The following is a 25,407-nucleotide window of genomic DNA, read 5'->3' as shown; positions in this document are numbered from 1 at the left end:
GAGTCGGAGTCCAGTCCCGGTGGGAAAGGGACAGCGTCGCCATGGCAGACCTTCAGGAAGCATCCGTCACCCTGCCGAGCGATCCTGCCTCGGTCCCCGCGGCCCGGAAGTACGTGTCGAACGTCCTCACGGAGTGGGGCCTGCCCGGCGACGCGGAAGTGGCCGACACCGTCCGGCTCATCGTCTCCGAACTGGCAACCAACGCCGTGCAGCACACCCTGGGGCAGTCGCCCACCTTCACCGTGGGCATCGAACTGGCCCGCGAGGAGCAGCTGCGCATCGGCGTCACCGACAGTCACCCCCGCTACCCCAAGCGGCTGCCCGCCGCGGTCCAGCAGGACAACGGCCGCGGCATGGTGATCATCCGCTGGCTGACCGCCGAATGCGGCGGCAGACTTTCGGTCACCCCCACCCCCGAGGGCGGCAAGACGGTCTGGATCGCGCTGCCGTGGACGGGGGCGGTCCGGGGCGAGGTGCCGTCGCCCTCGACCTCAACCCGCTGAGCGCCCGAACGCCCCACGGAGCAGGGCCCGGAAGGTGTCGGCCGCCGGATGCGAACCGTCGGTGCGGTGGACGACCGAGATCGTACGGCGGAGGCTCCCCGGCTCCAGCGGCCGGACCCCCACCGGGGTGGCCGCCGTCCGTGCCACCATCTCCGGTACGACGGCGACGCCGAGGCCGGCGCTGACCAGCGCGCACACCAGCGCGTAGCCCGGAGTCTCGACAAGCACCGAGGGGGTCGCCCCGGCCCGCGCGAGCGCCGACTCCACGCCGTGCCGGGGCGGATGCGTCGGCGCCATGCTGATCAGCGGCTGCCCGGCCAGCTCGGCGAGCGGCAGCCGCGACGAGAGGCCCGCGAGCGCGTGCCCGGGCGATGTCACCAGGACCAATTCCTCGACCAGGACCGGCTCCGCGCTCACGGAGGCGGGCAACGGCACCGGATCCGACGGCTCATAGGTGTGCGTGAGCGCCAGGTCGACCTCGCCCGCCGCCACGGCCGCCACACCGAGCGGCGGCTCATAGCCCCGCAGCGTCAGCTCGATGTCCGGATGGGCACGGCGGAACGCGGTCAGCGCGGGCGGCACGAGATGGATCCCTGCCGTGGTGAAGGTCCCCACGCGCAGCCGGCCGCCGGACAGGCCCGTCAGCTGCGCCAGTTCGTGCCGCGCCCGCTCCATCTCGTCCAGGACCCGGCGCGCCCGGGCCAGCAGCAGCTCGCCCGCACCGGTCAGCCGCGCCCCGCGGTGATGCCGGACGAGGAGCGGGGTGCCCGCCTCCCGCTCCAGCTTGGCCAGCTGCTGGGAGAGGGCGGGCACGGTGTAGCCGAGGCGCTCGGCGGCGCGGGTGATCGACCCGGCCTCGGAGACCGCCACCAGTGCGGCGAGCCGCGTCGGGTCGTACATGGTGTCTCCCGGTGCAGGTGCTGACGCCGGGTCGGCCCGGCCGTCGACGTGGGGGTAAACGCCTGCTTAAGGCAGGCCCAGGATATTCCACATACCTGCTGAAGGCAGAAGAACGGCAGGCTGGGGGCCATGGACGCACAACTGGTTGCCTTCACCGGAGTCGCCGCGGGCATGGTCGCCATGCCGGGCGCCGACTTCGCCGTGGTGGTGCGCAACGCCCTCGCCTCCCGCCGCGCCGGGGTCACCTGCGCCATCGGTGTCGCGGGCGGGCTCCTGGTGCACACGGCGCTCGCGGTGGCCGGGGTCGCGGCGGTGCTCGCGGCAGTGCCGACGCTCTTCCGGGCGCTGCAGATCGTCGGCGGCGGCTATGTGCTCTACCTGGGCTACCGCGCCCTGCGGTCGGCGGCGCGGGCGCGGCGGAGTGCCGGTGCGCCCGGGGAGGAGGCGACGGCGGTGGGGGGCAGCCTGCGGCAGGGGTTCCTCACCAATGCCCTCAACCCCAAGGCACCCATCACGTTCCTCAGCGTGCTGCCCCAGTTCGTGCCCGCGGGCAGTCCCGCGATGCCCAGGACCCTGCTGCTCGCGTCCATCGTCGTTGCGCTCGCCCTGGTGTGGTTCCCGGTCGTCGCGCTCCTGGTGGACCGGCTCGGCCGCCGGCTGCGCCGGCCGCGTACCGCCCGGGCGATCGAGGGCGTCACCGGCGGCGCGCTGAGCCTCCTCGGCCTGGTGCTGCTCATCGAGGCGGCTCTGGCGTGACGTCCGACCGTGCGGCCGTGCGGCGCGCCAGGCGGGGGAGTACGCCGGGGAGCACGCCCCACAGGCCCCCGCACACGAGCAGCGTGCCCGCGCTCGCGATGATCCCGCCGGTGCGGCCGACCGCCACGTCCACGACCAGGAGCACCGATCCGGCGAGGGCGAACATCAGGACGGCCAAGCCGGCCCTGGCGAGATGCGAAGAGACCCGCACGATCAGCGGCTTGGACTTCTGCTGGAACAGCGCCCGGTGCACCGCGGCCGGCGCCGTGAACAGGGCCGCCGCAAGGACGGCGAGCAGCAGCGTGGTGACGTAGGTGGCGCGCTGCACGTCGTCCAGGGACGGGAAGCGCGGCGTGAAGGCGAGGGTCAGCAGGAACGCGAAGAGGATCTGCACGCCGGTCTGCGTGACCCTCAACTCCTGGAGAATCTCGGAGAAGTTGCGGTCCGCGCGCTCGAACGGCGTCTCGTTGCGGGTGTCGTGAGCGGCGTGGGAGGCGTTGTCGTCGGCCATGCCGCACGAGTATCCGGGTCGGCGCGCTCCACGCGTGGCGGACGCGCCGGGCGACGGCGCGCCGGCCGAGGAGCCGGCCGCCGCCGCCCGGCGGCAGGTCAGCGCACCCTGCCGTACGAGACGCTCTTGGTCCAGATCTTCTCGAGCCGCACCACGGTGTTCGACTTCGGGGCGTGCCAGATCCGGCCCTTGCCCGCGTAGATGCCGACGTGGTAGACGTTCCGGCCGGAGTGGAAGAAGACCAGGTCGCCGCGGGAGCGGTTGGACGCGGAGATGTGCCGGGTCCTGTTGTACTGCTGTGCGGCGGTGCGTGGGAGCTTCTTGCCGGCGCGCTTGAACGAGTAGAGCGTCAGGCCCGAGCAGTCGAACCGGTTGGGCCCCGTGGCTCCGTAGCGGTAGGGCGAGCCCTTCTTGGACGCTGCGATCTTCAGGGCCTTCGTTCCGTGTGTCGCGGCCTGGGCCTCCGTCGTGAGCCCTGGGGCCACGAGGGTGCCGCCGACGACGGCGAGCGTGAGAGCCGATGCGCAACCGGCCCTGGTGAGCAGCGACGGAACATGATTCAGCGCGGTCATGCGCAACCCTTCGTCAGCCGCCTGTGAAGGATGACCTGTCGGATTCGGGCTGACAAAGTTGCCCGGCCGCGGTGTGCGGCTTCACCCCAAGGGCCGTTGTCCGGACCTTCCGGACCGACCCGTCGTGCCTGGGTCCTCCACTCCTGCCGGTGCACCGATGTCGACCGGGCATCCGGGCGGCGGCAGGACTCGGCGTCCGCCCGGACCGCCCCGCCGCTGTGGCGGGGGCTTGTCGTCGGAAGGGATCTTGACCCGTCAACGGCCAGAAAACCGAGCCGAAACGGCGTTTTGTGAGGCTACTCACGGCTGAACCGTTCAGGTGGACAACGCCGGATAAGGGCACCCTTCGCAGGGCTCGACGATCGCTCTACCAGCAGCGGAAGGAGTCATTCCGGCCGTCGCGTACACCGCTGACGCAACTGTGGCCGACCCCGTTGACGACGACCTGCTACGCCGAACGGGGTAGCCCGTCTGGTCCGTTTAAGACCGGCCCCGGACGCTGCAGACCTGCCGGGCAACCGACTTGAGGGGGGATCAGGGCGCCGAAGGGGGCGGCACGGTGACCCGGCAGGACCGCCGCTCCCCGTCGAGCACGCGCAGCGCCCGGGCCAACGTCGGTGCGTGCACGGCACTCTCGCCCCGCTGGTGCATCAGCGTCAGCGCGTCCCGCAGCGCGGTGGCGCTGGCGACCAGGGCCTGGGCTGCGCGCAGTCCGCCGTACGTGTCGGACGCGCGGGCGGGGTTGATTCGGCCCAGCAGATCGACCACTTCGAGGTACCGGTCGATCAACTCGCCCTCGGCGCGGGTCAGTGCGGGCAGCGGAGGCAGTTCGGGCGGCAGCATCACCGGCTCACCTCGCGTCCTGGGTACGGAGCGAGTCCTTGCTGCCGCGGAGCGAATCCTTGCGGCTGGGGATGATCCGGTCCACCAGGCCGTACGCGAGCGCTTCGGGCGCGCTGAAGATCTTGTCCCGCTCGATGTCCGCCGAGACGCGCTGCGGGCTCTGTCCCGTGTGCCGTACGAGGAGTTCCTCCAGGAGCGCACGGGTGCGCTGGAGTTCGGCCGCCTGAATCGCGAGGTCGGAGGTCTGGCCCTGGATCGGCTCGGTGATCGAGGGCTGATGGATCAACACCCGGGCGCCGGGGAGCGCGTGGCGCTTTCCGGGGGTGCCGGCGGCGAGCAGGACCGCGGCCGCCGACGCGGCCTGGCCCAGGCAGGTCGTCTCCACGTCGCAGGTGACGAACCGGATCGTGTCGTAGATCGCCGTCATCGCGCTGAACGAGCCGCCGGGGGAGTTGATGTAGAGCGAGATGTCGCGGTCCGGCGCCAGGTATTCGAGGTGCATGAACTGCGCCATCACGTCGTTGGCCGAGGTGTCGTCGATCGGGGTGCCCAGGAAGACGATGCGCTCCTCGAGCAGCTTCGAGTACGGATCGAGAGTCCGCTTTCCCGAGCTGGTGCGCTCGGTGAACTCGGGCAGGACGTAGCGGGCGGACGGTCGGTTCATGGCACGTCACTCCTCTTCCCGGGGCCGGATGCGCCGCCGTTGCTTCCTGTAGAAAATGTACAGGACGTACGTAACGTGGGAGTGGGTGACGCACCCGGTGAGTGAGCGGGGCCGGTCAGCGCATCGCCTTGCGTACGGCGTCACGCGTGCGGTCGATCACGGTCGCGACCGGCGTCACCGCGACGTTCTTCAGCGCGGTGTCCGTACCGGGGTGCGGGCGGGTCGGCGCGATGGCCTCCGCGGCCCGCACCGCACGGGCCAGGTTCGCCAACTTGCCGCGATCGGCGATCTGTTGGAGGTACGCGAACTCGTGCCGCTCCTCGGCGTCCGCATGGGCAAGCACGTCCTGCCGCAGGGCGGCGAACAGGTCCAGGAACTCGGGGGATTCGGGGTCCGTTCCGTCGAGGTCGGACAGCGCCCGCTTGGCGTGTTCCTCCTCCTCGACGCGGTCCTTGACGACGAGTTCGCCGCCGTCGATGTTCCGGCGCGCGAAGGGGTGGACGACCTCCTCCTCGGCGGTCTCGTGCACCGCGAGCAGCCGGACGAGCTCCTGGAAGCGCTGCCTGCGCTCGTCGCCCTTGGTGGCCGTCACCTCGTCGAGCAGTGTGCGGATCCTCGTGTGCTGCGCCTTCAGCAGCTCCACGACGTCGGTGTGCTCGGTCATCCTGTCTTCGCTTCCCTTCTTTTCTTCCCTGTGCCGACTGTTCGTGCGGAAGCCGGCGAGTACCCGGGGAGCTCGGCGTTAGGCGTCGGGGCGACCGGGTACCCGGCCGCCATGAACCGTTTCGATCACATGGAGCATCTGGACAAGGCTCTCGTGGACGAACTCGCCTGGGTCGCCCGCGAGACCATTCGGGACGAACTGCGGGAGCAGACCCGCAAGCAGCGCCGCACGGCCACGCTGTACGCCGCGGCGGGCGCGTTCTCCCTCTACGCCGGCGCCGCACTGGCCCTCGCCATCGGCCTTGCGCTCGCCCTGGGGCTGCCCGACTGGGTGGCCGCGCTGATCACCGCGGTGATCCTCGGTGCCGTGGCGCATCTGCTGCGGGGCGCGGCCCGTCCGTCCACGTCACGGCCGACGCCTGGTCCGTCCACGTCACGGCCGACGCCCGAACGGGCGGCGGAGGAGCGGGCCGCGGCCGAGCGCCTCGGTGGCATCCCGTCCGCCGAACGCCCGCCGGGCGGTGGCCTGGGCGGCACGTACCCGCCGGTCCCACCCGGCGGACCGGAAGGGGCGACCGGATCGCAGCGTCCCGCCGGCACGGATCCCGAGGCGCCGCACCGCTGGACCCCGTGAGCCCGCGCGGCGGCAGAGGTGACCATGGCCTCGGGGGACGGTGAACAAATCCAGTGGACAGCGGTCATGCGGGCGGCAGACTGGCCCGCATGACCGCTACGGACCCCAAGGCCGACCTTCACCACTACCTGCAGACAGCCCGCGACGCCCTGCTGTGGAAGCTCGAAGGGCTGTCGGAGTACGACATCCGCCGCCCGCTGACGCCGACCGGCACCAACCTGCTCGGCCTGCTGAAACACACGGCCGGCGTGGAATTCGGCTACCTCGGCGACACCTTCGGACGCCCGGGCGAGCAACTGCCCTGGCTCGACGAAGGCGCCGAGGCCAACGCGGACATGTGGGCCACCGCCGACGAATCGAGGAAGAGCATCGTGGAGCTCTACCGCAGGGCGTGGGCCCACGCGGACGCGACGCTCGACGCGCTGCCGCTGGACACGGTCGGCAGGGTGCCGTGGTGGCCCAGCGGCAAGGGCGAGGTGACGCTGCATCATGCCGTCGTACGCGTGATCGCCGACACGCACCGGCACGCCGGGCACGCCGACATCGTCCGGGAACTCATCGACGGCGCCGTCGGCATGAACAAGGGCAACGACAGCATGCCGTCCGGCGACTCGGCGTGGTGGGAGAACCATCGAAGCCGACTGGAACAGACAGCCAGGGAAGCCGACGCGGACGCGTAACCGCCCGCCGGATAGTGTCTGCCCGTCGCAGGCGAGAAAATCAGGGGGGCAGTGGCGGTGTGGACGAGGTGCCGCAGAGCGGCAGGCGCGGTGCTGGCTGCGGGGGTTCTCGCCGCCGTCACGGGGTGCGTGCCGAAGGAATCGGCGGACGACAAGGACGACAAGGGGGCGGGGAAGGACGCGGCACCGGTGTCCGTGTCGCCTTCGCCGTCCCAGCACCGGCCGCTGACGGCCGAGCAGTTGAAGCCCCTCCTGCTGCGTGAGGGGGATGTGCCCGAGGTCGACAGCGCGCCGGTACAAGGTCCCGTGCCCAAGTACGATCCGCGGGTTCTGGTGCCGGGCCCGGGGTGCCAGGACGTGTTCGACGCGCTCGTCTCGCACGACGCGTCCACGTCCGTGATCCAGGATTTCTGGTGGAAGAACGACCAATGGGGCGGCAGGACCTGGCTGGCCTCGTACGCCGGCACCGAGGCGGCGGAGCAGTTCCAACGGCTCAGGGACGGGCTCAAGACCTGCAAGAAACTGGTGGGGAAGACCCCGGACCAGAAGCTCGACTCCCGGATCACCGTGGCGAAGACGCCCACGCTGGGCGACGAAGCCGTCGCCTTCGACCTGAGCATGGACGGCCCGGATCACACCGTGCTGACCGACCGCCAGATCTTTGTGCGCGTGGGCTCCCTCACCGTGAACATGAGCGACCGCGGTGCGCAGCGCAATCCCGGCTTCCCGCTCGACGTGGTGGTCGACAAGCAGCTCGACCGTCTGGAGCGAGGACCGCGCACCTGACGCCGGTGCGGTGCTACGCGCCGGACCCGTAAGTCCCGTACTCCGGGAGCCCCGTCGACTCGAAGGTGTGCACCGACAGGCCGCCCGGCGTCGTCTGATGACCGACGAGCCGCAGGCCGGCCGGCGCGCCGCCGTCCGGGAACAGGCGCCGGCCGCTGCCCACCACGACCGGCGCGATCGCGATCCGCAGCGTGTCGACAAGACCGGCGGCGAGCAGGGACTGGGCAAGGCGGGCGCTGCCGTGGATCTGCAGTTCCCGCCCGGGACGCCGCTTCAGCTCGGCGACCTGGGCCGGGACGTCGCCCGACAGGATGGTGGTCGGGTCCCAGTCGGCCCTGGTCAGGCTCTGGGACGCCACATACTTCGGCAGGCCGTTCAAGATGCCGGCGGCGGGATGGTCGGTCATCTTCGGCCAGTCCCGCGCGAAGTTCTGGTACGTACGGCGGCCGAACAGGAACGCGTCCGCCTCGCCCAGCCAGGTGCCGGCAAGACGCTCGAACTCCGCGTCCAGGTGCGGCACGAACCAGCCGCCCCGCGTGAATCCGTCGCTGGTGTCCTCGTCCGGGGCCCCCGGGCCCTGGGACACACCGTCGAGCGACAGGAACTCCTGTACGACCAGCTTCATCGCGCACCACTCTCTCTTCGGCTACGGCTATGGCTACGGCTTCGGCTTGGGCCTCGGCGAACCCGACGCTACGGCGCCTGCGGCACCCGCACCAGGACCGACCGGTGGTGCGGCTCGCGCATGTCAGCAGGTTTGGCGGGCGGGTTGCGGGCCACTCGGAGACCGAGGTGGCCATGACGAACAGACCCTCGGATGCACGGAAGAACACCACGAGTCCGCAGAGCGGTGGCGCGGACGACGGCCGGCCGGGCCCCATGGAGGTGCTGCGCCAGGCGCGCGTCCAGTTCGCCGAGCTGACCGGGATGACCGCCGAGTCCGTGTCGTCCTTCGAACAGACAGAGGACGGCTGGGTGTTGGAGATCGAGGTCCTGGAACTCGCCCGGATCCCCGACACGATGAGTCTCCTCGCGAGCTATCAGGTGGACCTCGACCCGCAGGGCGGGCTCACCGGATACCGGCGCATCCGTCGCTACGAACGCGGGCGGGCCGACGCACATAGGCCCGGCGGCCGCTAGGCCGCCTTCCCGCGCAGGTTTCCACAGAGACAGACAAGGAGGAGCGGTCGGCATGACCGTTGTCCCGGCACAGCAAGCCGGCGGAGGAGGCGGCACCAGCGGCCTGTACGACGTCCTGGAGCTCGTCCTCGACCGGGGGCTCGTCATCGACGCATTCGTACGCGTCTCCCTCGTCGGCATCGAGATCCTGAAGATCGACGTACGGGTGGTCGTCGCCAGCGTCGACACATATCTGCGCTTCGCCGAGGCGTGCAACCGCCTCGACCTGGAGGCGGGCCCGCACAAGAACCCCGGGCTCCCCGACCTCATGGGCGAGCTCACCGAGTCCGGCGCACGCGGCAAGTCCAAGGGGGCGCTGTCCGGCGCCGCCGAGACCATCTCCGACGCGTTCCGGCAGGCTCGCGAGGAGGGTCAGCAGGAGGGGCGCCCGCGCAGCCGCAAGGCCACGCCCGCACGCAGGAAGGAGGAACAGGAATGAGTACGTACGTCTATGGCATCGCCGCACGTTCGCATCCCTCGCTCCCCGAGGGCATGGACGGAGTGGGAAAGCCGCCGCGCCCCGTGCGTGTGATCGAGGAAGGCGAACTGGCGGCGGTCGTCAGCGACGCTCCCGAAGGGCTGCGCCCCAAGCGCAACGACCTGCTCGCCCACCAGAACGTGCTGAGCGAGGCGGGCGCGGCAGGCGCGGTGCTTCCCATGCGGTTCGGCAGCGTCGCACCGGACGACGAGGCCGTCACGAGCGTGCTCGCGGAGCGCGCCGAGCACTACCACGAGCGGCTCAGGACCCTGGCGGGCAAGGTCGAGTACAACGTCAAGGCGAGCCACGACGAGGCGGCCACGCTGCACCGCGTGATGGCCGAGAACACGGAGATCCGGGCGCTCACCGAGGCCAACCGGACAGCGGGCGGCGGCAGTTACGAACAGCGGCTGCGGCTCGGCGAGATGGTCGTCGCCGCGATCAAGGGCCGGGAGGCCGAGGACGCCGTGGAGCTGCGGCGCGCCCTGGAGCCGGCGGCGGAGGCCGTCAGCGCCGGTCCCGACTCCACGGGCTGGCTGGCCAATGTGTCGTTCCTGGTGGAACGCGCGTCGGCCGAAGATTTCCTCGGCGCCGTGGAGAAGGTCCGTGAGACGCATCCGCACGTCGAACTGCGTGTCAACGGGCCGCTGCCGCCGTACAGCTTCGTCGAGCCAGGACCCGCCGAGCCGACACCTACCGCGACGGGTGCGGCGGGCTCGTCCGGTTCATCAGGCCCATCGGGTCCGGGATCCGGCGGGGCGTGAGCGCATGGGGCTGATCGGCGAGGTGCTGCTGCTGCCGTTCGCACCCGTGCGCGGCAGCCTCTGGGCGGTGAGACAGGTGCTCGCCGAGGCCGAGCGTCAGTACTACGACCCATCGGCCGTCCGGGCCGAACTCGCCCTTCTCGAGCAGCGGCTCGTGGCGGGCGAGATCGATGAGGAGGAATTCGACCGCCAGGAGGACGAGCTGCTCGACCGCCTGGACATCGGCCTGCGCACCGGCGCGGGAGCGGACAACGGGACCACAGGATGAATCGACAGGGACTTGGCCTCGCCCTAGGGGCCGGATACGTCCTCGGACGTACGAAGAAGATGAAGCTGGCCTTGGCGGTCGGCACCATGGTGGCCGCGAAGCGGATGCGTCTGGGCCCACGGGTGCTCGGGGACCTGGTGTCCCGGCAGCTGCAGGAGAACCCGCAGTTCAAGGAGATCGGGGACCAGCTGCGTGCGGACTTGCAGGGCGTCGGGAGGGCCGCATCCGGAGCGCTGGTCGAGCGGCAGATGGAAGGACTCGCCGACCGGCTGCACGGGCGGACCGAGCAGCTGCGGGACCGGATCGCGGGTGTGGCGCCGGACGTGCCCGGGGCCACGGATGAAGCCGAGGACGAGCCCGCGGAGGAGGAGCCCGCCGAAGAGGTGGCTTCCGAAAGGAAGCCGAAGTCCCGGCCGCGCAAGAAGACGGCCGCGCCCAAGGCCGCCGCCAAGAAGTCCGCGCCGCAGAAGGGCCCTGCCCGGAAGACGGCGGCCAAGAAGGCTCCCGGCCGGAAGACGGCGGCGAAGAAGGCCGCGCGCCGCGGCACCGGGGCCGACCGGCCGCCGAAGAGGGGCGCTCACGATGACTGACACCCTCAGGACCGCGACGGACCGGGCGAAGGGCGGCCCGCTCGCCGACGCCGCGCAGAGCGCGGCAGCCGACCGCCTCAAGGCGGAGGTCCAGGAGTATCTGGCCGTCCAGGCCCAGCGGTTGCTGGTCGGCGTGGGACACAAGGCCGGCGAGACGACGCTCAGGCTCAACGACATCGCCGAGGGCCGGAGCCCCGGCCTCGCCAGGCTCGCTCTGGACGGCGGCCGCAAGCTGGCCGAGGGCAAGGGCCCGATGCGGTCCGCCTTGGAGCTGGGCGCCGGGCGGGCCAGGGACAGTGCGATCGATGCCTTCAAGAACCTGACCGGTGGCAAGGGCAGGCGCAAGGACGGGGTGCGCAGGAAGCCCACGGTCATCATGGAATCCGTGGACGTGGGGGTGCCGGTGCGCACCGCGTACGGCCAGTGGACCCAGTGGCAGGACCAGGACTTCAGCACCTTCGCCAAGGGCGTCGAGAGCGCGAACCGCGCCGACGACGACCGGATCTCCTGGACGTCAAAGGGCGCCGAGGGCACGACGAAGGGCGTCGTCTCCTTCCACCCCCTCGCCGACAACCTCACCCGCGTCCTGCTGGTCGTGGAGTACCGCCCCAAGGGCCTGTTCGAGAGGACCGGCAGTCTCTGGCGTGCGCAGGGCCGCAGGGCACGGCTCGACCTGAAGAACTTCGCGCGGTATGCCAGCCTCGAGGACGAAGCCGCGGCGAGCGGGAAGCGCCGATGACGACGGCCGGCCGGATCCCCGAGCCGTACGGGCAGGGCAGCGGCGCGAACCTCGCCGACATCCTGGAGCGGGTGCTCGACAAGGGCGTCGTGATCGCGGGCGACATCCGGATCAATCTGCTCGACATCGAACTGCTCACCATCAAACTGCGGCTGATCGTCGCCTCCGTCGACAAGGCGAAGGAGATGGGGATCGACTGGTGGGAGGACGACCCGGCGCTCTCCTCCCGCGCGCACCGCAACGAACTCGCCCGTGAGAACGCCGACTTGCGTGCGCACATCGCCCAACTGGAGCAGTTGGAGCCCAAAGCGGCGGAGGAGGAGTCCTCATGACCGGCCTGCGCTACGTCTACGCCGTCTGCCGCCCCTTCGACGCCCCGCTCCAGGCCGAAGTGACGGGCGTCGCCGGATCGCCGCCGGGTCTGTTGCCGCACCACGGTCTGATCGCCGTCGTGAGTCCGGTCCCGGAGCGGGACTTCGCCGAGGAGCCGCTCCGCCGCCATCTGGAGGACCTGGAGTGGCTGAGCGCGACCGCGCGGGCCCATCAGGGCGTGATCGACGCGCTCACCGCGGTCACCACCCCGCTGCCGCTGCGGCTGGCCACCGTGTTCCGGGACGACGCGGGCGTACGCGTGATGATGGAGGCGCGGGAGCATGCGTTCCGGCGGGCGCTGGCCCGGCTCGACGGCCGGGTGGAATGGGGCGTCAAGGTCTATGCCGAGCCGCAGGCCGCCGAGCCGGCCGGGCCGCCGGAGAAGGCGGCGACCGGCAGGGACTACCTGCGACAGCGCCGACTGCGTACCCGTGCCCATGAGGAGATGGGGGAGCGGGCCGAGAAGTACGCGCGCCGACTGCACGACACGCTGTCCGGATCCGCGGAGGACACCCGCCTGCACGCCCCGCAGGACGCGGCCCTCTCCCGGGCGTCCGGCCGCAACGTACTCAACGCGGCCTATCTGGTTCCCCGTTCGCGCTCGGAGGCCTTTGTGGAACTGGTGGGCCGCACGAAGGACGACGAGGAACCCGGCCTGCGGGTGGAGCTCACCGGGCCGTGGGCCGCGTACTCCTTCGCGGGCCTGGAAAGCGACACGGGCGACACGGCGGGGGAGGCGGGGGCATGACCGTCGTGGAACGCCGTGAGGTAGCCCTGGTCGACCTCCTCGACCGGCTGCTCGCGGGCGGAGTCGTGATCACGGGGGACGTGACCCTGCGGATCGCGGACGTCGATCTCGTACGTATCGATCTGAACGCCCTCATCAGCTCGGTGAACGCGCAAGTTCCCTCGCCATGGCCGGAGTTGACATGAGCGACGACCGGGGGGCGGCCGGGCGGAACCGGCTGGACCTGGATCCGGACACGGTGGAGCGCGACCTGATCAAGCTCGTGCTGACCGTCGTGGAGCTGCTGCGTCAGCTCATGGAGCGGCAGGCCCTGCGGCGTTTCGACACGGGGGAGCTGACCGAGGACCAGGAGGAGCGCATCGGGCTGACGCTGATGCTCCTCGACGACCGGATGACCGAACTGCGCGAGCGCTACGGCCTGCGGCCCGAGGACCTCAACCTGGACCTCGGGCCGCTGGGGCCGTTGCTGCCCCGGGCGTAAAAGGTCAAGCAGGTGACTGACGGCAACTCTGCTGGGTACTCACGGTTACATGCGTATGAGTGTCGTGGATGTGGGTTCGAATACAGTCCGGCTCGTGGTCGTGGACGCCGACGACGGGGTTCCCCTGCCGGTGCACACCGCCAAGTGGAAGCTGCGGCTCTCGGAACAGGTCGAGCCGCACGGAGCGATACCGGAGCAGTCCGTGGGGCAGCTCTGCAAGGCGGTCTCCGCTGCCGCAGTGACGGCCCGGCGGTGGGGAGCGGAGGATCCGCTGGCCTTCGCGACGGCGGTCGTGCGCAACGCGCCGAACCGCCTTGACGTGCTGCGGACCGTACGCGCGGAGACCGGCGTACGGCTGTGCACACTGCCGGGGGAGGTGGAGGCCGAGCTGACGTTCCTCGGCGCGCGGCGCTGGATGGGCTGGCGGGCCGGCCCGCTTGCGCTGTTCGACATCGGCGGCGGCTCGCTCGAGGTGGCCTTCGGGCGCGGCCGGCTGCCGGACTACGTCGCCTCGCTGCCGCTCGGAGCGGCCCGCCTGACCCGGGAGTTCTTCGACGGCGAGGACCCGCCGACCGAGCAGAGCGTGAAGGAGCTGCGCCGCAAGGTGCGCCACCAGCTGCGGGACGTGGCGGCAAGGATCCGCTGGGAGGGGCCGCGCACGGCCGTGGCGACGTCACGGACCTTCCAGCAGCTGGCCCGGCTCGCGGGCGCCGCACCGGGCCGTCAAGGCCCCTTCGTGGCGCGGCAGCTGGCGCGCGCGGATCTGCGCGGGTGCCTCGACCGGCTCGCCGCCCTGCCGGCGGCCGAGCGGTCCGGGCTGCCGGGCGTCTCGGCGCCACGGGCCGTGCAGAGTCTGGCCGGAGCGGTGGTGGGGCATACGGCCATGAAGCTGTCGGGCGTCAAGACGGTCACCATCTGTCCCTGGGCGATCCGTGAAGGGGTGCTGCTGCGGCACATGGAGGACGGCGGGAAGTGGTGGGACCAGACCACCCGGGACGGATACGAGCAGGCAGGCGCGGAGCCGGTGGCGCTACGGATCGCGGCCGGGCAGGGCTGAGCGGGGGCAACAGCGTTCCCGCTGTTTGAAGGCTGGTGGCGGGGGGACCCGGACAGTGGCTGAGCGGCCGTGGGAACAGGGAAGGGGGCTGTGGCCGCGATTCCCGCCGAGAGGCAGGGGAATCGCGGCCACAGCCCCCGAGGCTGCGCCGGAGCCCGGCGGTGGCGCGGTGCGGCCGGCTCCGTGCTCCTCGGCGGGACGGCGTGCGTGAACAGCCGCGCGTGATCAGCGGCCGAGCGCCTTCTTCAGCTCCTGCTTGTTCATGGTGGAGCGGCCGTCGATGTTGCGCTTCTTCGCCTCCGCGTACAGCTGGTCCTTGGTGGGACCCTCGGCGCCGGTGTGCGAGCGGTGTCCGCCGCGCTCCGACGCGGACATGCGGTCGCGCGTGGACGTCTTGCTCGCGGTCTTCGACTCGCCGGAGCGGGCGCGCTCCTTGTTCACCGTGCGGGCAGCGATCTCCTTCGCCCGGCGCGTGGACTCACCCCGCTCCTCGGCGCTCTCCTTGATGTGCTCGTACTGCCGTTCGCGCTTCTTGCTCGATCCTGCGGGCATCACAGGGCTCCTCTCCTGGATCGCCGGACACACACCGGGTTCCCCCACCGACGATCACATAACGCGGCGCGGAATGCTCGGTGGAGGGGCATCGGCAGAGGGGTGTGAGGGCCGCGGGCAGGGGTACCGGCGGAAGCGCGGCTCGCCCCTCACGGGCTGAAGCCGCCGTCGGGCCCGACACGCACACAGAAGGGTTTCCCCGTGACCAGCAAAGTCTCCGACCAGGTGTTGCAGCGACTGCGCGAGTGGGACGTCGAGCATGTCTTCGGCTACGCGGGCGACGGCATCAACGGCCTGCTCGCGGCCTGGGGCCGGGCCGACGACAGGCCGCGGTTCATCCAGGGCAGGCACGAGGAGATGTGCGCGTTCGAAGCCGTCGGATACGCCAAGTTCTCCGGCCGGGTGGGGGTGTGCGCTGCCACCTCGGGCCCGGGGGCCATCCACCTCCTGAACGGCCTCTACGACGCGAAACTCGACCACGTGCCGGTCGTCGCCCTGGTCGGGCAGACCGACCGCAGCGCGCTGGGCGGCTCCTACCAGCAGGAAGTCGACCTGGTGAGTCTCTACAAGGACGTCGCCTCCGACTTCTGCGCGATGGTGACCGTCCCCGAGCAGCTGCCCAACGCCATCGACCGCGCCGTCCGCACCGCGTACGCCCGACGCACCGTGACCGCGGTGATCATCCCGGCGGACGTGCAGGAACTCGACTACGCGCCGCCCCGGCACGCGTTCAAGATGGTGCCGTCGAGCCTCGGCACGGCCGCGTACGCTCCGGTCCCGGCGGACGACGAGATCGCCAGGGCCGCGGAGCTGCTCAACACCGGCGAGAAGGTGGCCGTCCTGATCGGTCAGGGCGCGCGAGGCGCCCGCGCCGAGGTCGAGGAGCTCGCCGCCGTGACCGGAGCCGGGGTCGCCAAGGCGCTGCTCGGGAAGGACGCCCTGCCCGACGACCTGCCGTACGTGACCGGCGCGATCGGACTGCTCGGCACTCGCCCCAGCTACGAGCTGATGCGGGACTGCGACACCCTGCTCGTCATCGGATCCAGCTTCCCCTACACCCAGTTCATGCCGGAGTTCGGGCAGGCGAGGGCCGTACAGATCGACATCGACCCGTACATGGTGGGCCTGCGCTACCCCTTCGAGATCAACCTCGTCGGTGACGCGCGGCAGACCCTCCGGCTGCTGCTGCCACAGCTGGAGCGCAAGAAGCACGGCAAGTGGCGCAAGAAGATCGAGAAGGACACGGCCCGCTGGTGGGAGGTCATGCAGCGGCGCGCCGCCGTGGACGCCGACCCGATCAACCCCGAGTACGTGGTGCACACCCTGGACGGCCTGCTGCCCGAGGACGTGATCCTCACCGCCGACTCGGGCTCGGCCGCCAACTGGTACGCCCGTCATCTGCGCCTGCGCGGCCGGATGCGCGGTTCGCTCTCGGGCACGCTGGCCACCATGGGGCCCGGGGTGCCGTATGCCATCGGTGCCAAGTTCGTCCATCCCGGCCGCCCCGCCATCGCGCTCGTGGGCGACGGCGCGATGCAGATGAACGGCATGGCCGAGCTGATCACCGCCGCCAAGTACTGGCAGGAGTGGGACGATCCGCGACTGGTCGTCGGCGTCCTGAACAACCAGGACCTCAACCAGGTCACCTGGGAGATGCGCGCCATGTCCGGCGCCCCGCAGTTCCTGCCGTCGCAGGCGCTGCCCGACGTTCCGTACGCCGACTTCGCCCGGACCATCGGGCTCGGCGGCGTCCGGGTGGAGAAGCCCGGCGAGGTCGAGGACGCGTGGCGCCGGGCCCTAGCCGCCGACCGGCCGTACGTCATCGACTTCCGCACCGACCCGGCGGTGCCGCCGATCCCGCCGCACGCCTCCCTGGACCAGATCGAGGCGGCCGCTTCGTCGATCCTGCACGGCGACAGCGACCGGGCCGGAATGATCCGGCAGGGGATCAAGGCGAAGGTGCAGGAGATGCTGCCGGGCAGCCGCCACCGCGAGGACAGGCCGGGCGCGGCGGACGAGAAGAGCTGACGGCCCGAGAGGCCCCCGACCACAGGGCGTGACCTGGCACGCCTTCGAGAGCCATGCCGTACCCATCATCACCGGCGAGATCAGACGCCACTTGCGTGAGCAAGTGCTCGCCGACGCGGTGTGGTTGCCGGCACGGCACGACAAGCCGGCCGCCCGGCGGATCGCCCTGCCCGAGCCCGGGGGAACCCTCTGACCTGCGGTTTTTTCGCTTCGCACGCACCCTGTGGCGGTGTGGGGCGCCGGTTAAGCTGGGGGCATGACCTACGAGATTCCGGTGACGCAAGCCCGAGCAGAGCTCGCCGATCTGATCAACCGTGTCGTCTACGGCGGTGAGCGCGTGGTCGTCACCCGTCACGGCAAGCCGCTCGTGGCCCTGGTCTCCGCCGCCGACCTGGAGCGACTGCAGGAGCTTCCGGACGCCGCCGAGGAACAGGTGGTCAGCTCCGTCTCGTCGGTGCACTCCACGTCGTCGTCCGGCGCGGGCCGGCAGCAGCGCTTCGGGATCGCCGCCGAGCACCGGGGGCCCAACGCCACGTAGCCGCACCGCCTTTGGGCGCGGAACAGACACAAGACCAAGGCCGTACGCCCCCGTCCGCTACAGCGGGGGCGTACGGCCGTCTGTGTGCCGCCTGGGGATCTGGGGGAGATTCAAAGAGAAGGAGCGTACGTTTTGCGGGGCACTCTTACCCACCGAGTATGGGCGAGCCCAGCCGGCGGTCATCGGACGGTCAAGTCCTGGTTAACCTCGTTGAAACTCCGTCCAACTAGCCTGCGACGCCACGCCACCAGGGGTTTTCGTAACCGGGGTGCGCAAGATCCAGCGCAATGCCTGTGTGTTACATCTATATCCGTCGCGGTGGCCGCGGCAGCCGGACCCCGCACGGTCCGGAGCGAGGACTGTGAGGTGGGACGCGTGCAACTGACCCCGCACGAGCAGGAGAGACTGCTCATTCATGTGGCCGCCGACGTGGCCGAGAAGCGAAGGGCGCGGGGGCTGCTGCTCAACCACCCCGAGGCGATCGCCCTGATCACTTCGCACATTCTCGAAGGTGCCCGCGACGGCCGCACCGTCGCCGAACTGATGTCGTCGGGGCGCAAGGTGCTCACCCGCGACGACGTCATGAGCGGCATCCCCGAGATGATCCACGACGTCCAGGTCGAGGCCACCTTCCCGGACGGCACCAAGCTCGTCACCGTCCACGACCCGATCGTCTGACGGGGGTTCCTGAGCCATGACTTCGGTGCACCCGCCGATCCCCGGCGAGATCCTCTTCGCCGACGAGCCCGTCGCCTACAACGAGGGCCGCGCGACCACCGCCCTCACCGTCCTCAACGCCGCCGACCGCCCCATCCAGGTCGGCTCCCACTACCACTTCGCCGAGGCCAACCCCGGTCTCGACTTCGACCGCGGCGCCGCGCACGGCAAGCGGCTCAACATCGCCGCCGGCACCGCCGTGCGCTTCGAGCCCGGAATCCCCGTCGACGTCGAACTCGTCCCGCTGGCCGGCAAGCGCATCGTGCCCGGCCTGCGCGGAGAGACCGGAGGTGCCCTCGATGCCTGAGCTGTCCCGTGCCGCGTACGCCGATCTGTTCGGCCCCACCGCGGGCGACCGGATCCGGCTCGCCGACACCGACCTCCTCGTCGAGATCGAGGAGGACCGCTCCGGCGGCCCCGGACGCTCCGGCGACGAGTCGGTGTTCGGCGGCGGCAAGGTCATCCGCGAGTCGATGGGGCAGTCCCGCACGACCCGCGCCGAAGGAGCACCCGACACCGTCATCACCGGCGCCGTGATCATCGATCACTGGGGCATCGTCAAGGCCGACATCGGCATGCGTGACGGACGCATCACCGGCATCGGCAAGTCCGGCAACCCGGACACCATGGACGGCGTACACCCCGACCTCGTCATCGGCCCGGAGACCGAAGTCATCGCGGGCAACGGCAAGATACTCACCGCCGGCGGCATCGACACCCACATCCACTTCATCTCGCCGACCATCGTCGACGAGGCGCTCGCCTCCGGCGTCACCACCCTCATCGGGGGCGGCACGGGGCCCGCCGAGGGCAGCAAGGCGACCACCATCACGCCCGGCTCCTGGCACCTGGCCCGGATGTTCGCGGCGATGGAGTCCAGCCCCGTCAATATCGGCTTCCTCGGCAAGGGCAACACGGTCTCCAGCGAGTCCATGCACGCCCAACTGCGGGCCGGAGCCGTCAGTTTCAAGATCCATGAGGACTGGGGCGCGACGCCCGCCACCATCGACGCCTGTCTGAACGTCTGCGAGGACACCGGCGCCCAACTCGCCGTCCACACCGACACCCTCAACGAAGCGGGCTTCGTCGACGCCACGTTCGGTGCCGTCGCGGGACGCACCCTGCACGCCTTCCACGTCGAGGGCGCGGGCGGCGGGCACGCACCGGACATGATCACGGCGGTGTCGCTGCCGAACATGCTGCCGAGCTCCACCAACCCGACCCGGCCGCACACCGTCAACACCGTCGAGGAACACCTCGACATGCTGATGGTCTGCCATCACCTCAACCCGGCGGTCCCCGAGGACCTCGCCTTCGCCGAGTCTCGCATCCGGCCCACCACCATCGGGGCCGAGGACATCCTGCACGACATCGGCGCCATCTCGATCATGTCGTCGGACTCGCAGGCCATGGGGCGCGTCGGCGAGGTCGTCATGCGGACCTGGCAGACCGCGCACGTGATGAAGCGCCGGCGCGGCCTCCTGCCGGGGGACTCGCGCGCGGACAACCGGCGTGCGCGTCGCTATGTCGCCAAGTACACGATCAACCCGGCCGTCGCGCAGGGCATCGACCACGAGATCGGCTCGGTCGAGACCGGCAAGCTCGCCGACCTGGTGCTGTGGGACCCGGCGTTCTTCGGCGTCAAGCCGCAGGTCGTCATCAAGGGCGGGCAGATCGCGTACGCGCAGATGGGCGACGCCAACGCGTCCATTCCGACGCCGCAGCCGGTCCTTCCGCGGCCGATGTTCGGTGCTCGGGGCGCGGCACCGGGGCTTAACTCGGTCAACTTCGTGACCCAGTCCGCGCTCGACGACGGGTTGCCCGAACGGCTCGGTCTGGCCAAGGAGTTCACCGCGATCCGCTCCACGCGGGGGCGCACCAAGGCGGACATGCGCGAGAACGACGCCCTGCCGCGGGTGGAGGTCGCCCCCGACAGCTTCGCCGTCACCATCGACGGGGAGCTCGTCGAACCGTCACCCGCCGCCGAACTGCCGCTGGCCCAGCGGTACTTCCTGTTCTGATGGCGGTGGTACGTCATGTCTAGGGCCGCGCTTCTCGTCCTGGCCGACGGCCGCTTTCCCGCCGGAGGGCACGCGCACTCCGGCGGGGCGGAGGAGGCCGTCAAGGCGGGGCGGGTCAGCGGAGCCGCGAGCCTGGAGTCCTTCTGCCGGGGGCGGCTGCACACGACGGGGCTCGTGTCCGCCGCGCTGGCCGCGGCCGCCGCTCTGGGGATCGATCCGCTGGAGCTCGACGAGGCCGCCGACGCCCGTACGCCGTCGCCCGCACTGCGGGTGGCCGGGCGGCGGCTCGGGCGGCAGATGATGCGGGCCGCGCGGGCGGCGTGGCCCGATCCCTCGCTTGACCAACTGGCCGCCGCCCGGCCCAAGGGCGCGCATCAGCCGGTCGTGCTCGGCCTTGCCGCCCGGGCTGCGGGGCTCGGGCCCGAGGATGCCGCGTACTGCTCCGCGTACGAGTGCGTCAGCGGGCCCGCGACCGCGACGGTGCGGTTGCTGAGCCTTGACCCCTTTGACGCCACGGGGGTGCTGGCCCGGCTCGCCCCCGAGCTCGACCTCGTCGCGCGGGAGGCGGCACAGGCCGCGCGGTGCGCTCTCGACGAGGGTGTCGACGCGCTGCCTGCGAGCTCCGCACCGCTCCTTGAGGTCGGGGCGGAGGCTCACGCGGCGTGGCCTGTGCGGTTGTTCGCGTCGTAGATCGCCCCCCGAGGGCTTGAAGTGGCCGCCGCACAGGGCGAAATGAACTGCTGAACCATAGGAGTCGCATCATGCACCTCAATCACTCCCACGACGAAGCCGCCGCCGTGAGCGCCGACGCCCACCGGCCCGACGGGCGCCGCCGTGCCCTGCGGATCGGGCTCGGCGGGCCCGTGGGGTCCGGCAAGACCGCCACCGTCGCCGCGCTCTGCAAGGCGTTGCGGGACGAACTGGCGCTCGCCGTCGTCACGAACGACATCTACACCCGCGAGGACGCCGAGTTCCTGCTGCGCGAAGCCGTGCTGCCGCCCGAGCGGATCACCGCCGTGGAGACCGGGGCCTGCCCGCACACCGCGATCCGCGACGACATCTCCGCCAACCTGGAGGCCGTCGAGGACCTGGAGGACGAAGTCGGGCCGCTGGACCTGATCCTCGTCGAGTCCGGCGGAGACAACCTCACCGCCACCTTCTCCAAGGGGCTCATCGACGGCCAGATCTTCGTGATCGACGTCGCCGGCGGCGACGACATTCCGCGCAAGGGCGGTCCCGGTGTCACCACCGCCGATCTGCTCGTCGTGAACAAGACGGACCTCGCGCCGTACGTCGGCTCCGACCTCGGCCGGATGGCGGCGGACGCCAAGGCGCAGCGCGCCGAACTGCCCGTCGTCTTCCAGTCGTTGAGGTCCGACGAGGGTGTCGGCCCGGTCGCCGCCTGGGTGCGTGAGCAGTACGCCGCCTGGACCGCGTCCGCATGACCGTCGCGATCGCGGCCTCCGGGGTCCGCGCCACCGCCCGTATCGGCGCACGGGGCAACGGGCGGGGCGGCACCGACCTGCCCGTGCTCGACGGCGAAGGGCCGCTCGCCGTGCGGCGAACCCGCTCGGCGGGAACGGGCGCCCACGTCACGCTCGTCGGGGCGATGAGCGCGCCGCTCGGGGGCGACCACCTGACCGTGGAGGCCGCCGCCCATGCGGGGGCCCGGCTGGCTGTCGGGTCCGCCGCGGCCACGCTCGCGCTGCCGGGCCAGTCGAAGGAGCCTGCGCGCTACGACGTACGGATCACGGTCGGCGACGACGCCGAGCTGTGCTGGCTGCCCGAGCAGTTGATCTCCGTACGCGACAGCGAGCTGCGCGTCACCACGCGGGCCGAGCTCGCCGCGAGCGCGAGCCTGGTGCTGCGGGAGGAGCAGGTCCTCGGCCGGACCGGGGAAGGGCCCGGGCGGCTCACCAGCCGCCTCACCGTGCGCCGCGCCGGACGGCCGCTGCTCGACCAGGAACTGTCCTGCGGGCCCGGCGCACCCGGGGGATGGGACGGGCCCGCCGCCCTCGCCGGGCATCGCGCCATCGGGCAACTGGTCGTCGTGCGCCCGGAGTTCGAGCAGGAGAAGCCGGCGCCCGCGCTGCTCGGCGAGGGGGCGGTCCGGATGCCGCTCGCCGGTCCCGGCGTCCTCGTCACCGTCGTCGCGCCGGACGCGCTGCGCGTGCGGCGCGCCCTCGACGAGGCGTTGCGCACTCTGACGTGAACGGGGGCATATCCGCTCAGCGGAGTTCCCTGTACCGCCTATCGGATTGGTAAAGAAACAGCGGCCCTGTCTGTCGCACTGAACCCGATGACCGACAGGATCCTCCTACTGTTCGGAAATCGACAGGGAAATCGACAGGGGGAGGAACCAGTTGAGACGCACCACAGCATTCGGCGCCGCGGGCACGCTCATCACGGGCTCGCTCATAGCGGGCGCGATCATGGCGCCCGTCGCGAGCGCCGACGCCCGCCAGAGCGGCACCAGCGCTGAAGCCCGCCAGCGGACCGGCGCCGAGGCCCGCGGTGTCGCGCTCGCCGCGCAGCGCGCGGCCAAGGCCGGCATCGACTGGCAGGCATGCCCCGCGGACTGGGGCCTGGACAAGGCGATCAAGTGCGGCTGGGTCACCGTCCCGCTCGACTACGCCAAGCCCAACGGCAAGAAGATCAAGCTCGCCGTCGACCGCATCGGCAGCACGGGGACGAAGGAGGAGCGCCAGGGCGCGCTGCTCTACAACCCCGGCGGCCCGGGCGCCTCCGGCCTCCGCTTCCCCAACCGCGTCGTCACCAAGGCGAAGCTGTGGGAGAAGACGGCCAAGGCGTACGACTTCGTGGGCTTCGAGCCGCGCGGTGTCGGCCACTCGGCGCCCATCTCCTGTGTCGACCCGCAGGAGTTCGTCAAGGCTCCCAAGCTCGACCCGGTCCCGGACTCCGAGGCCGACAAGAGCGCCCAGCGCAAGCTCGCCGCCGAGTACGCGGCCGGCTGTGCCGAGCGCAGCGGCGAGATGCTGCCGCACATGACCACGCCGAACACCGCACGTGACCTGGATGTCATCCGGGCCGCGCTCGGTGAGAAGAAGCTGAACTTCCTCGGCGTCTCCTACGGCACCTACCTCGGCGCGGTCTACGGGACGCTGTTCCCGTCGCACGTCCGTCGTATGGTCGTGGACTCGGTGGTCAACCCGTCGAAGGAGAAGATCTGGTACGAGGCCAACCTCGACCAGGACGTCGCCTTCGAGATCCGTCTCAAGGACTGGATGAAGTGGGTCGCCAAGTACGACGCCACCTTCCACCTCGGCGACACCGCCGAGAAGGTCGCCGGGAACTGGGACAAGCTGCGCGCCGCGGCGAAGAAGGAGCCGCTGGGCGGAGTCGTCGGCCCCGCCGAGCTCATCGCCTACTTCCAGAGCGCTCCGTACTACGACTCCGCCTGGGTCGAGATCGCCACGAACTTCTCCAAGTACGTGGCCGGTGACGCCAAGCCGCTGATCGAGGCAGCCAGCCCCGACCTGTCGGACACCGCGGGCAACATCGCGTCGGAGAACGGCAACGCCGTGTACACGGCTGTCGAGTGCGCGGACGCCAAGTGGCCCACCAGCTGGAAGAAGTGGGACCGCGACAACACCCGCATCCACCGTGACAACCCGTTCATGACGTGGTCGAACGCCTGGATGAACCTGCCCTGCGCGACGTGGAAGAGCAAGCAGCACGAGCCGGTCGAGGTCAAGTCCGGCAAGGGCCTGCCGCCCGTCCTCATCGCCCAGGCGACCCGCGACGCGGCCACGCCGTACGAGGGTGCGGTCGAGCTGCACAAGCGGTTCAAGGGCTCGCGGCTGATCACGGAGAAGGACGCCGGCTCGCACGGCATCACGAACCTGGTCAACCCGTGCCTCAACGACCGTGTCGAGGCCTACCTGCTCACCGGCAAGCTGGACAGCAAGGACGTGACGTGCGCCCCGCACGCCACGCCCAAGCCGTAAAGGCACGCCGCTAGGCATGTGAGCGAGGGGCGACCGGATCATTCCGGTCGCCCCCTTCGCTATGCGGCTATGCGGCCTCTTGCGCGATCGCGGCCTTGCGCGGCTCGGCGATCGCCTCGTAGTCCGCGGTCCGCAGCGCCAGCGAACGGTCAAGACGGGCCGCGTTGAAGAAGATCTCGTCGTGGGCGAGGAGCGCCGGATCCACGACCAGTTCGAGCTCCGGGTCGAAGGAGAACGGCAGGATCGTGCCGCTCACGCTGCCCGCGAGCCGCTCGGCCGCCTCCTGCGTGGCGAACCCGGCGTACGTCCCGCCGAGCAGCTGCTTGACGGCGTTCAGGTCGACGCGCCGGTCACCGGGCACCACCGCGAGCACATACCGCTTCGTCTTCTTGCCGGTCTTCACCATCACCACGATGCACTTGGCGGCCTCCTGGAGGGTGTTGCCCCGCAGCGCGCTCACCGCCTCCGTGGCGCCCTCCGCCGCGTGCTCGATGACGCGGTACGCCGCGCCCCGCTCGTCGAGGAGCCCGATCAGCTTGCCGTACTGGGTGTGTTCGCTCATGGGCAGACCGTACGTCAAGAGATCAACTCAGCGGCATCCGCGGGAATTTCCGCTTGCCGGCCGCGGCGGCCCGCTCGGCCTCCTCGGCCTTCACGACGGCGGCGTACTTGTCGACGTACTCCTGGTCGGAGAGCCCGAGGATGGCGTACATGATCTCGTCCGTCACGGCGCGAAGCACCGCCTTCTCGTTCTCCATGCCCGCGTAGCGCGAGAAGTCCAGGGGCGCCCCGAAGCGGATCGTGACGCGCTGGAAGTTCGGCACCTTCTGGCCCGGCGGCTGCGCCTCGAACGTGCCGATCATCGCGCACGGGATCACCTGCACCTGCGCCTTCAGAGCCATCGCGGCGACGCCGACCTTGCCCTTGTAGAGGCGGCCGTCGTGCGAGCGGGTGCCCTCCGGGTAGATGCCGAGCAGCTCGCCCTTGCGCAGCACTCCGAGGCCCTCGCGGATCGCGGCCTGGCCCGCCTCCTTGCCGGAGCGGTCCACCGGGATCTGCCCCACGCTGTGGAAGAACGCGGCCGTGAGGCGGCCCCTGATCCCCGGCCCCGTGAAGTACTCGGCCTTCGCGAGGAACGTGATCCGCCGCTTGATGATGGCGGGCATCAGGAAGTGGTCCGAGAACGAGAGGTGGTTGCCCGCGACGATCGCCGCACCTGATTCCGGTACGTGTTCAAGACCCTCGATGCGCGGCCGGAACATCAGCCGCAGCAGCGGCCCGAGCACGACGTACTTGAGAAGGTAATAGAACACCCGGCTGCTCCCTCACTTCTGCGGACCGGCCTGGCGCTGCGTCGTCGCAGGTCACTGGTCTTCTCGCAGCGGTCAGTGTAGG

The 25,407-nt window shown here is 70.9% G+C and carries 35 protein-coding genes, 1 pseudogene and 1 riboswitch; of the genes and pseudogenes, 26 read left to right on the top strand and 10 right to left on the bottom strand.

The genetic code is table 11. The features are described from left to right. Positions 1-41: 41 nt before the first annotated feature. The gene (locus AB0G47_RS16725; RefSeq protein ID WP_360769721.1) at positions 42-503 is read left to right on the top strand and encodes an ATP-binding protein; all 462 of its coding nucleotides are present in this window, start codon (positions 42-44) and stop codon (positions 501-503) included. On the opposite strand, the gene AB0G47_RS16720 is transcribed toward AB0G47_RS16725, so the two are convergent. Then, positions 492-1,403, bottom strand: a complete 912-nt coding sequence (locus AB0G47_RS16720) for a LysR family transcriptional regulator (RefSeq protein ID WP_360769718.1) — start codon at positions 1,401-1,403, stop codon at positions 492-494. The genes AB0G47_RS16725 and AB0G47_RS16720 overlap by 12 nt on opposite strands. A gap of 129 nt (positions 1,404-1,532) precedes the next feature. Between AB0G47_RS16720 and AB0G47_RS16715 the strand changes: the two genes are divergently transcribed. Next, positions 1,533-2,159, top strand: a complete 627-nt coding sequence (locus AB0G47_RS16715) for a LysE family transporter (RefSeq protein ID WP_360769715.1) — start codon at positions 1,533-1,535, stop codon at positions 2,157-2,159. Here the strand turns inward: AB0G47_RS16715 and AB0G47_RS16710 are convergent. From AB0G47_RS16710 to AB0G47_RS16690, 5 genes are all read right to left on the bottom strand, one after another. Beyond that, positions 2,137-2,670: a DUF6328 family protein gene (locus AB0G47_RS16710; RefSeq protein ID WP_360769712.1), complete on the bottom strand. Its 534-nt coding sequence runs from the start codon at positions 2,668-2,670 to the stop codon at positions 2,137-2,139. The genes AB0G47_RS16715 and AB0G47_RS16710 overlap by 23 nt on opposite strands. A 98-nt stretch (positions 2,671-2,768) precedes the next feature. Continuing rightward, positions 2,769-3,242: a C40 family peptidase gene (locus tag AB0G47_RS16705; protein ID WP_360769709.1), complete on the bottom strand. Its 474-nt coding sequence runs from the start codon at positions 3,240-3,242 to the stop codon at positions 2,769-2,771. A 3-nt stretch (positions 3,243-3,245) separates the two neighbouring features. Next, a riboswitch (cyclic di-AMP (ydaO/yuaA leader) is annotated at positions 3,246-3,412 on the bottom strand. 364 nt (positions 3,413-3,776) lie between these two features. Further along, on the bottom strand, positions 3,777-4,085 hold the full coding sequence (locus tag AB0G47_RS16700) for a hypothetical protein (protein WP_360769706.1): 309 nt from the start codon (positions 4,083-4,085) through the stop codon (positions 3,777-3,779). 7 nt (positions 4,086-4,092) lie between these two features. Then, positions 4,093-4,749, bottom strand: coding sequence for an ATP-dependent Clp protease proteolytic subunit (locus AB0G47_RS16695; RefSeq protein WP_360769704.1), 657 nt, complete (start codon positions 4,747-4,749; stop codon positions 4,093-4,095). A 115-nt stretch (positions 4,750-4,864) separates the two neighbouring features. Then, positions 4,865-5,413 carry a hemerythrin domain-containing protein gene (locus AB0G47_RS16690; protein ID WP_360769701.1) on the bottom strand — a complete coding sequence of 183 codons (549 nt, stop codon included), beginning with the start codon at positions 5,411-5,413 and terminating at the stop codon, positions 4,865-4,867. A 111-nt stretch (positions 5,414-5,524) separates the two neighbouring features. Here AB0G47_RS16690 and AB0G47_RS16685 point away from each other — a divergent pair, with 111 nt between their 5' ends. From AB0G47_RS16685 to AB0G47_RS16675, 3 genes are all read left to right on the top strand, one after another. Then, entirely contained in the window at positions 5,525-6,046 is a 522-nt protein-coding gene (locus AB0G47_RS16685) for a phage holin family protein (RefSeq protein ID WP_360769698.1), read from the top strand. An 89-nt stretch (positions 6,047-6,135) separates the two neighbouring features. After that, positions 6,136-6,726, top strand: coding sequence for a DinB family protein (locus AB0G47_RS16680; protein ID WP_360769695.1), 591 nt, complete (start codon positions 6,136-6,138; stop codon positions 6,724-6,726). Positions 6,727-6,855: 129 nt separating this feature from the next. Then, positions 6,856-7,512, top strand: a complete 657-nt coding sequence (locus AB0G47_RS16675) for a hypothetical protein (protein ID WP_360769692.1) — start codon at positions 6,856-6,858, stop codon at positions 7,510-7,512. 13 nt (positions 7,513-7,525) lie between these two features. Here the strand turns inward: AB0G47_RS16675 and AB0G47_RS16670 are convergent, their stop codons facing one another. Next, positions 7,526-8,137 carry a dihydrofolate reductase family protein gene (locus AB0G47_RS16670; RefSeq protein ID WP_360769689.1) on the bottom strand — a complete coding sequence of 204 codons (612 nt, stop codon included), beginning with the start codon at positions 8,135-8,137 and terminating at the stop codon, positions 7,526-7,528. 173 nt (positions 8,138-8,310) lie between these two features. Between AB0G47_RS16670 and AB0G47_RS16665 the strand changes: the two genes are divergently transcribed. The 11 genes and pseudogenes from AB0G47_RS16665 (at position 8,311) to AB0G47_RS16615 (ending at position 14,188) form a co-directional block, all read left to right on the top strand. Next, positions 8,311-8,652 carry a gas vesicle protein gene (locus tag AB0G47_RS16665; protein WP_360769687.1) on the top strand — a complete coding sequence of 114 codons (342 nt, stop codon included), beginning with the start codon at positions 8,311-8,313 and terminating at the stop codon, positions 8,650-8,652. A gap of 52 nt (positions 8,653-8,704) precedes the next feature. Then, positions 8,705-9,130 carry a gas vesicle structural protein GvpA gene (locus tag AB0G47_RS16660; RefSeq protein WP_360769685.1) on the top strand — a complete coding sequence of 142 codons (426 nt, stop codon included), beginning with the start codon at positions 8,705-8,707 and terminating at the stop codon, positions 9,128-9,130. Beyond that, positions 9,127-9,933, top strand: a complete 807-nt coding sequence (locus tag AB0G47_RS16655; protein ID WP_360769682.1) for a GvpL/GvpF family gas vesicle protein — start codon at positions 9,127-9,129, stop codon at positions 9,931-9,933. The genes AB0G47_RS16660 and AB0G47_RS16655 overlap by 4 nt, the downstream gene beginning before the upstream one ends. Positions 9,934-9,937: 4 nt before the next feature. Next, positions 9,938-10,201 (top strand): gas vesicle protein GvpG, encoded by a 264-nt coding sequence (locus AB0G47_RS16650; RefSeq protein WP_360769680.1) that lies wholly within the window; start codon positions 9,938-9,940, stop codon positions 10,199-10,201. Continuing rightward, entirely contained in the window at positions 10,198-10,791 is a 594-nt protein-coding gene (locus tag AB0G47_RS16645) for a DNA primase (RefSeq protein ID WP_360769677.1), read from the top strand. Before AB0G47_RS16650 ends, AB0G47_RS16645 begins: the two co-directional genes overlap by 4 nt. Beyond that, positions 10,784-11,506 (top strand): annotated as a pseudogene (locus tag AB0G47_RS16640) (cyclase); the annotation flags it as partial. The gene AB0G47_RS16645 and the pseudogene AB0G47_RS16640, both read left to right, overlap by 8 nt. A 20-nt stretch (positions 11,507-11,526) precedes the next feature. Then, positions 11,527-11,862: a gas vesicle protein gene (locus AB0G47_RS16635; RefSeq protein ID WP_360769674.1), complete on the top strand. Its 336-nt coding sequence runs from the start codon at positions 11,527-11,529 to the stop codon at positions 11,860-11,862. Then, positions 11,859-12,650, top strand: coding sequence for a GvpL/GvpF family gas vesicle protein (locus AB0G47_RS16630; RefSeq protein ID WP_360769671.1), 792 nt, complete (start codon positions 11,859-11,861; stop codon positions 12,648-12,650). The genes AB0G47_RS16635 and AB0G47_RS16630 overlap by 4 nt, the downstream gene beginning before the upstream one ends. Next, the gene (locus AB0G47_RS16625; protein ID WP_360769668.1) at positions 12,647-12,835 is read left to right on the top strand and encodes a gas vesicle protein; all 189 of its coding nucleotides are present in this window, start codon (positions 12,647-12,649) and stop codon (positions 12,833-12,835) included. The genes AB0G47_RS16630 and AB0G47_RS16625 overlap by 4 nt, the downstream gene beginning before the upstream one ends. Further along, positions 12,832-13,131 (top strand): gas vesicle protein K, encoded by a 300-nt coding sequence (locus AB0G47_RS16620; protein WP_360769666.1) that lies wholly within the window; start codon positions 12,832-12,834, stop codon positions 13,129-13,131. Before AB0G47_RS16625 ends, AB0G47_RS16620 begins: the two co-directional genes overlap by 4 nt. A gap of 49 nt (positions 13,132-13,180) precedes the next feature. After that, positions 13,181-14,188, top strand: coding sequence for a Ppx/GppA family phosphatase (locus AB0G47_RS16615; RefSeq protein ID WP_360769663.1), 1,008 nt, complete (start codon positions 13,181-13,183; stop codon positions 14,186-14,188). Positions 14,189-14,413: 225 nt separating this feature from the next. On the opposite strand, the gene AB0G47_RS16610 is transcribed toward AB0G47_RS16615, so the two are convergent. After that, the gene (locus tag AB0G47_RS16610) at positions 14,414-14,740 is read right to left on the bottom strand and encodes a plasmid stabilization protein (RefSeq protein ID WP_360769660.1); all 327 of its coding nucleotides are present in this window, start codon (positions 14,738-14,740) and stop codon (positions 14,414-14,416) included. 201 nt (positions 14,741-14,941) lie between these two features. Here AB0G47_RS16610 and AB0G47_RS16605 point away from each other — a divergent pair, with 201 nt between their 5' ends. The 10 genes from AB0G47_RS16605 to AB0G47_RS16560 all read left to right on the top strand — a co-directional run bounded on the left by AB0G47_RS16605 (position 14,942) and on the right by AB0G47_RS16560 (position 24,012). Then, a complete protein-coding gene (locus AB0G47_RS16605) occupies positions 14,942-16,768 on the top strand; it encodes a thiamine pyrophosphate-requiring protein (RefSeq protein ID WP_360769659.1) in 1,827 nt (608 codons plus the stop codon). 28 nt (positions 16,769-16,796) lie between these two features. Further along, positions 16,797-16,961 (top strand): hypothetical protein, encoded by a 165-nt coding sequence (locus AB0G47_RS16600; protein ID WP_360769658.1) that lies wholly within the window; start codon positions 16,797-16,799, stop codon positions 16,959-16,961. Positions 16,962-17,024: 63 nt separating this feature from the next. Continuing rightward, positions 17,025-17,306 (top strand): type II toxin-antitoxin system Phd/YefM family antitoxin, encoded by a 282-nt coding sequence (locus AB0G47_RS16595; RefSeq protein ID WP_360769655.1) that lies wholly within the window; start codon positions 17,025-17,027, stop codon positions 17,304-17,306. Positions 17,307-17,681: 375 nt separating this feature from the next. Then, on the top strand, positions 17,682-17,984 hold the full coding sequence (locus tag AB0G47_RS16590) for an urease subunit gamma (RefSeq protein WP_266873899.1): 303 nt from the start codon (positions 17,682-17,684) through the stop codon (positions 17,982-17,984). Between the two features lie 16 nt (positions 17,985-18,000). Then, the gene (locus tag AB0G47_RS16585) at positions 18,001-18,330 is read left to right on the top strand and encodes an urease subunit beta (protein WP_360769652.1); all 330 of its coding nucleotides are present in this window, start codon (positions 18,001-18,003) and stop codon (positions 18,328-18,330) included. Then, positions 18,323-20,044, top strand: a complete 1,722-nt coding sequence (locus AB0G47_RS16580; RefSeq protein ID WP_360769649.1) for an urease subunit alpha — start codon at positions 18,323-18,325, stop codon at positions 20,042-20,044. Before AB0G47_RS16585 ends, AB0G47_RS16580 begins: the two co-directional genes overlap by 8 nt. Positions 20,045-20,059: 15 nt before the next feature. Then, positions 20,060-20,734: an urease accessory UreF family protein gene (locus AB0G47_RS16575; protein ID WP_360769646.1), complete on the top strand. Its 675-nt coding sequence runs from the start codon at positions 20,060-20,062 to the stop codon at positions 20,732-20,734. A 71-nt stretch (positions 20,735-20,805) separates the two neighbouring features. After that, the gene (ureG, locus tag AB0G47_RS16570) at positions 20,806-21,489 is read left to right on the top strand and encodes an urease accessory protein UreG (protein WP_360769643.1); all 684 of its coding nucleotides are present in this window, start codon (positions 20,806-20,808) and stop codon (positions 21,487-21,489) included. Then, positions 21,486-22,256 (top strand): urease accessory protein UreD, encoded by a 771-nt coding sequence (locus tag AB0G47_RS16565; RefSeq protein ID WP_360769640.1) that lies wholly within the window; start codon positions 21,486-21,488, stop codon positions 22,254-22,256. Before ureG ends, AB0G47_RS16565 begins: the two co-directional genes overlap by 4 nt. A 220-nt stretch (positions 22,257-22,476) precedes the next feature. Further along, entirely contained in the window at positions 22,477-24,012 is a 1,536-nt protein-coding gene (locus tag AB0G47_RS16560; protein WP_360769999.1) for an alpha/beta hydrolase, read from the top strand. 67 nt (positions 24,013-24,079) lie between these two features. On the opposite strand, the gene AB0G47_RS16555 is transcribed toward AB0G47_RS16560, so the two are convergent. Together AB0G47_RS16555 and AB0G47_RS16550 are read right to left on the bottom strand one after the other, a co-directional pair. Further along, on the bottom strand, positions 24,080-24,574 hold the full coding sequence (locus AB0G47_RS16555) for a YbaK/EbsC family protein (RefSeq protein WP_360769637.1): 495 nt from the start codon (positions 24,572-24,574) through the stop codon (positions 24,080-24,082). 22 nt (positions 24,575-24,596) lie between these two features. Then, positions 24,597-25,325 (bottom strand): lysophospholipid acyltransferase family protein, encoded by a 729-nt coding sequence (locus tag AB0G47_RS16550; protein ID WP_360769634.1) that lies wholly within the window; start codon positions 25,323-25,325, stop codon positions 24,597-24,599. Positions 25,326-25,407 lie beyond the last annotated feature (82 nt).

This window comes from Streptomyces sp. NPDC021622 (assembly GCF_040640795.1).
Taxonomy (GTDB): domain Bacteria; phylum Actinomycetota; class Actinomycetes; order Streptomycetales; family Streptomycetaceae; genus Streptomyces.
The sequence above is the reverse complement of the archived record's forward strand: the minus strand, read 5'-3'. Positions and strand labels throughout refer to the sequence as shown.

Coding starts and splice junctions, on each gene's coding strand:
- AB0G47_RS16725 (WP_360769721.1), top strand. CDS start 42: ATGGCAGACCTTCAGGAAGCATCCGTCACCCTGCCGAGCGATCCTGCC.
- AB0G47_RS16720 (WP_360769718.1), bottom strand. CDS start 1,403: ATGTACGACCCGACGCGGCTCGCCGCACTGGTGGCGGTCTCCGAGGCC.
- AB0G47_RS16715 (WP_360769715.1), top strand. CDS start 1,533: ATGGACGCACAACTGGTTGCCTTCACCGGAGTCGCCGCGGGCATGGTC.
- AB0G47_RS16710 (WP_360769712.1), bottom strand. CDS start 2,670: ATGGCCGACGACAACGCCTCCCACGCCGCTCACGACACCCGCAACGAG.
- AB0G47_RS16705 (WP_360769709.1), bottom strand. CDS start 3,242: ATGACCGCGCTGAATCATGTTCCGTCGCTGCTCACCAGGGCCGGTTGC.
- AB0G47_RS16700 (WP_360769706.1), bottom strand. CDS start 4,085: ATGCTGCCGCCCGAACTGCCTCCGCTGCCCGCACTGACCCGCGCCGAG.
- AB0G47_RS16695 (WP_360769704.1), bottom strand. CDS start 4,749: ATGAACCGACCGTCCGCCCGCTACGTCCTGCCCGAGTTCACCGAGCGC.
- AB0G47_RS16690 (WP_360769701.1), bottom strand. CDS start 5,413: ATGACCGAGCACACCGACGTCGTGGAGCTGCTGAAGGCGCAGCACACG.
- AB0G47_RS16685 (WP_360769698.1), top strand. CDS start 5,525: ATGAACCGTTTCGATCACATGGAGCATCTGGACAAGGCTCTCGTGGAC.
- AB0G47_RS16680 (WP_360769695.1), top strand. CDS start 6,136: ATGACCGCTACGGACCCCAAGGCCGACCTTCACCACTACCTGCAGACA.
- AB0G47_RS16670 (WP_360769689.1), bottom strand. CDS start 8,137: ATGAAGCTGGTCGTACAGGAGTTCCTGTCGCTCGACGGTGTGTCCCAG.
- AB0G47_RS16665 (WP_360769687.1), top strand. CDS start 8,311: ATGACGAACAGACCCTCGGATGCACGGAAGAACACCACGAGTCCGCAG.
- AB0G47_RS16660 (WP_360769685.1), top strand. CDS start 8,705: ATGACCGTTGTCCCGGCACAGCAAGCCGGCGGAGGAGGCGGCACCAGC.
- AB0G47_RS16655 (WP_360769682.1), top strand. CDS start 9,127: ATGAGTACGTACGTCTATGGCATCGCCGCACGTTCGCATCCCTCGCTC.
- AB0G47_RS16650 (WP_360769680.1), top strand. CDS start 9,938: ATGGGGCTGATCGGCGAGGTGCTGCTGCTGCCGTTCGCACCCGTGCGC.
- AB0G47_RS16645 (WP_360769677.1), top strand. CDS start 10,198: ATGAATCGACAGGGACTTGGCCTCGCCCTAGGGGCCGGATACGTCCTC.
- AB0G47_RS16635 (WP_360769674.1), top strand. CDS start 11,527: ATGACGACGGCCGGCCGGATCCCCGAGCCGTACGGGCAGGGCAGCGGC.
- AB0G47_RS16630 (WP_360769671.1), top strand. CDS start 11,859: ATGACCGGCCTGCGCTACGTCTACGCCGTCTGCCGCCCCTTCGACGCC.
- AB0G47_RS16625 (WP_360769668.1), top strand. CDS start 12,647: ATGACCGTCGTGGAACGCCGTGAGGTAGCCCTGGTCGACCTCCTCGAC.
- AB0G47_RS16620 (WP_360769666.1), top strand. CDS start 12,832: ATGAGCGACGACCGGGGGGCGGCCGGGCGGAACCGGCTGGACCTGGAT.
- AB0G47_RS16615 (WP_360769663.1), top strand. CDS start 13,181: ATGCGTATGAGTGTCGTGGATGTGGGTTCGAATACAGTCCGGCTCGTG.
- AB0G47_RS16610 (WP_360769660.1), bottom strand. CDS start 14,740: ATGCCCGCAGGATCGAGCAAGAAGCGCGAACGGCAGTACGAGCACATC.
- AB0G47_RS16595 (WP_360769655.1), top strand. CDS start 17,025: ATGACCTACGAGATTCCGGTGACGCAAGCCCGAGCAGAGCTCGCCGAT.
- AB0G47_RS16585 (WP_360769652.1), top strand. CDS start 18,001: ATGACTTCGGTGCACCCGCCGATCCCCGGCGAGATCCTCTTCGCCGAC.
- AB0G47_RS16580 (WP_360769649.1), top strand. CDS start 18,323: ATGCCTGAGCTGTCCCGTGCCGCGTACGCCGATCTGTTCGGCCCCACC.
- AB0G47_RS16575 (WP_360769646.1), top strand. CDS start 20,060: ATGTCTAGGGCCGCGCTTCTCGTCCTGGCCGACGGCCGCTTTCCCGCC.
- ureG (WP_360769643.1), top strand. CDS start 20,806: ATGCACCTCAATCACTCCCACGACGAAGCCGCCGCCGTGAGCGCCGAC.
- AB0G47_RS16565 (WP_360769640.1), top strand. CDS start 21,486: ATGACCGTCGCGATCGCGGCCTCCGGGGTCCGCGCCACCGCCCGTATC.
- AB0G47_RS16560 (WP_360769999.1), top strand. CDS start 22,477: ATGGCGCCCGTCGCGAGCGCCGACGCCCGCCAGAGCGGCACCAGCGCT.
- AB0G47_RS16555 (WP_360769637.1), bottom strand. CDS start 24,574: ATGAGCGAACACACCCAGTACGGCAAGCTGATCGGGCTCCTCGACGAG.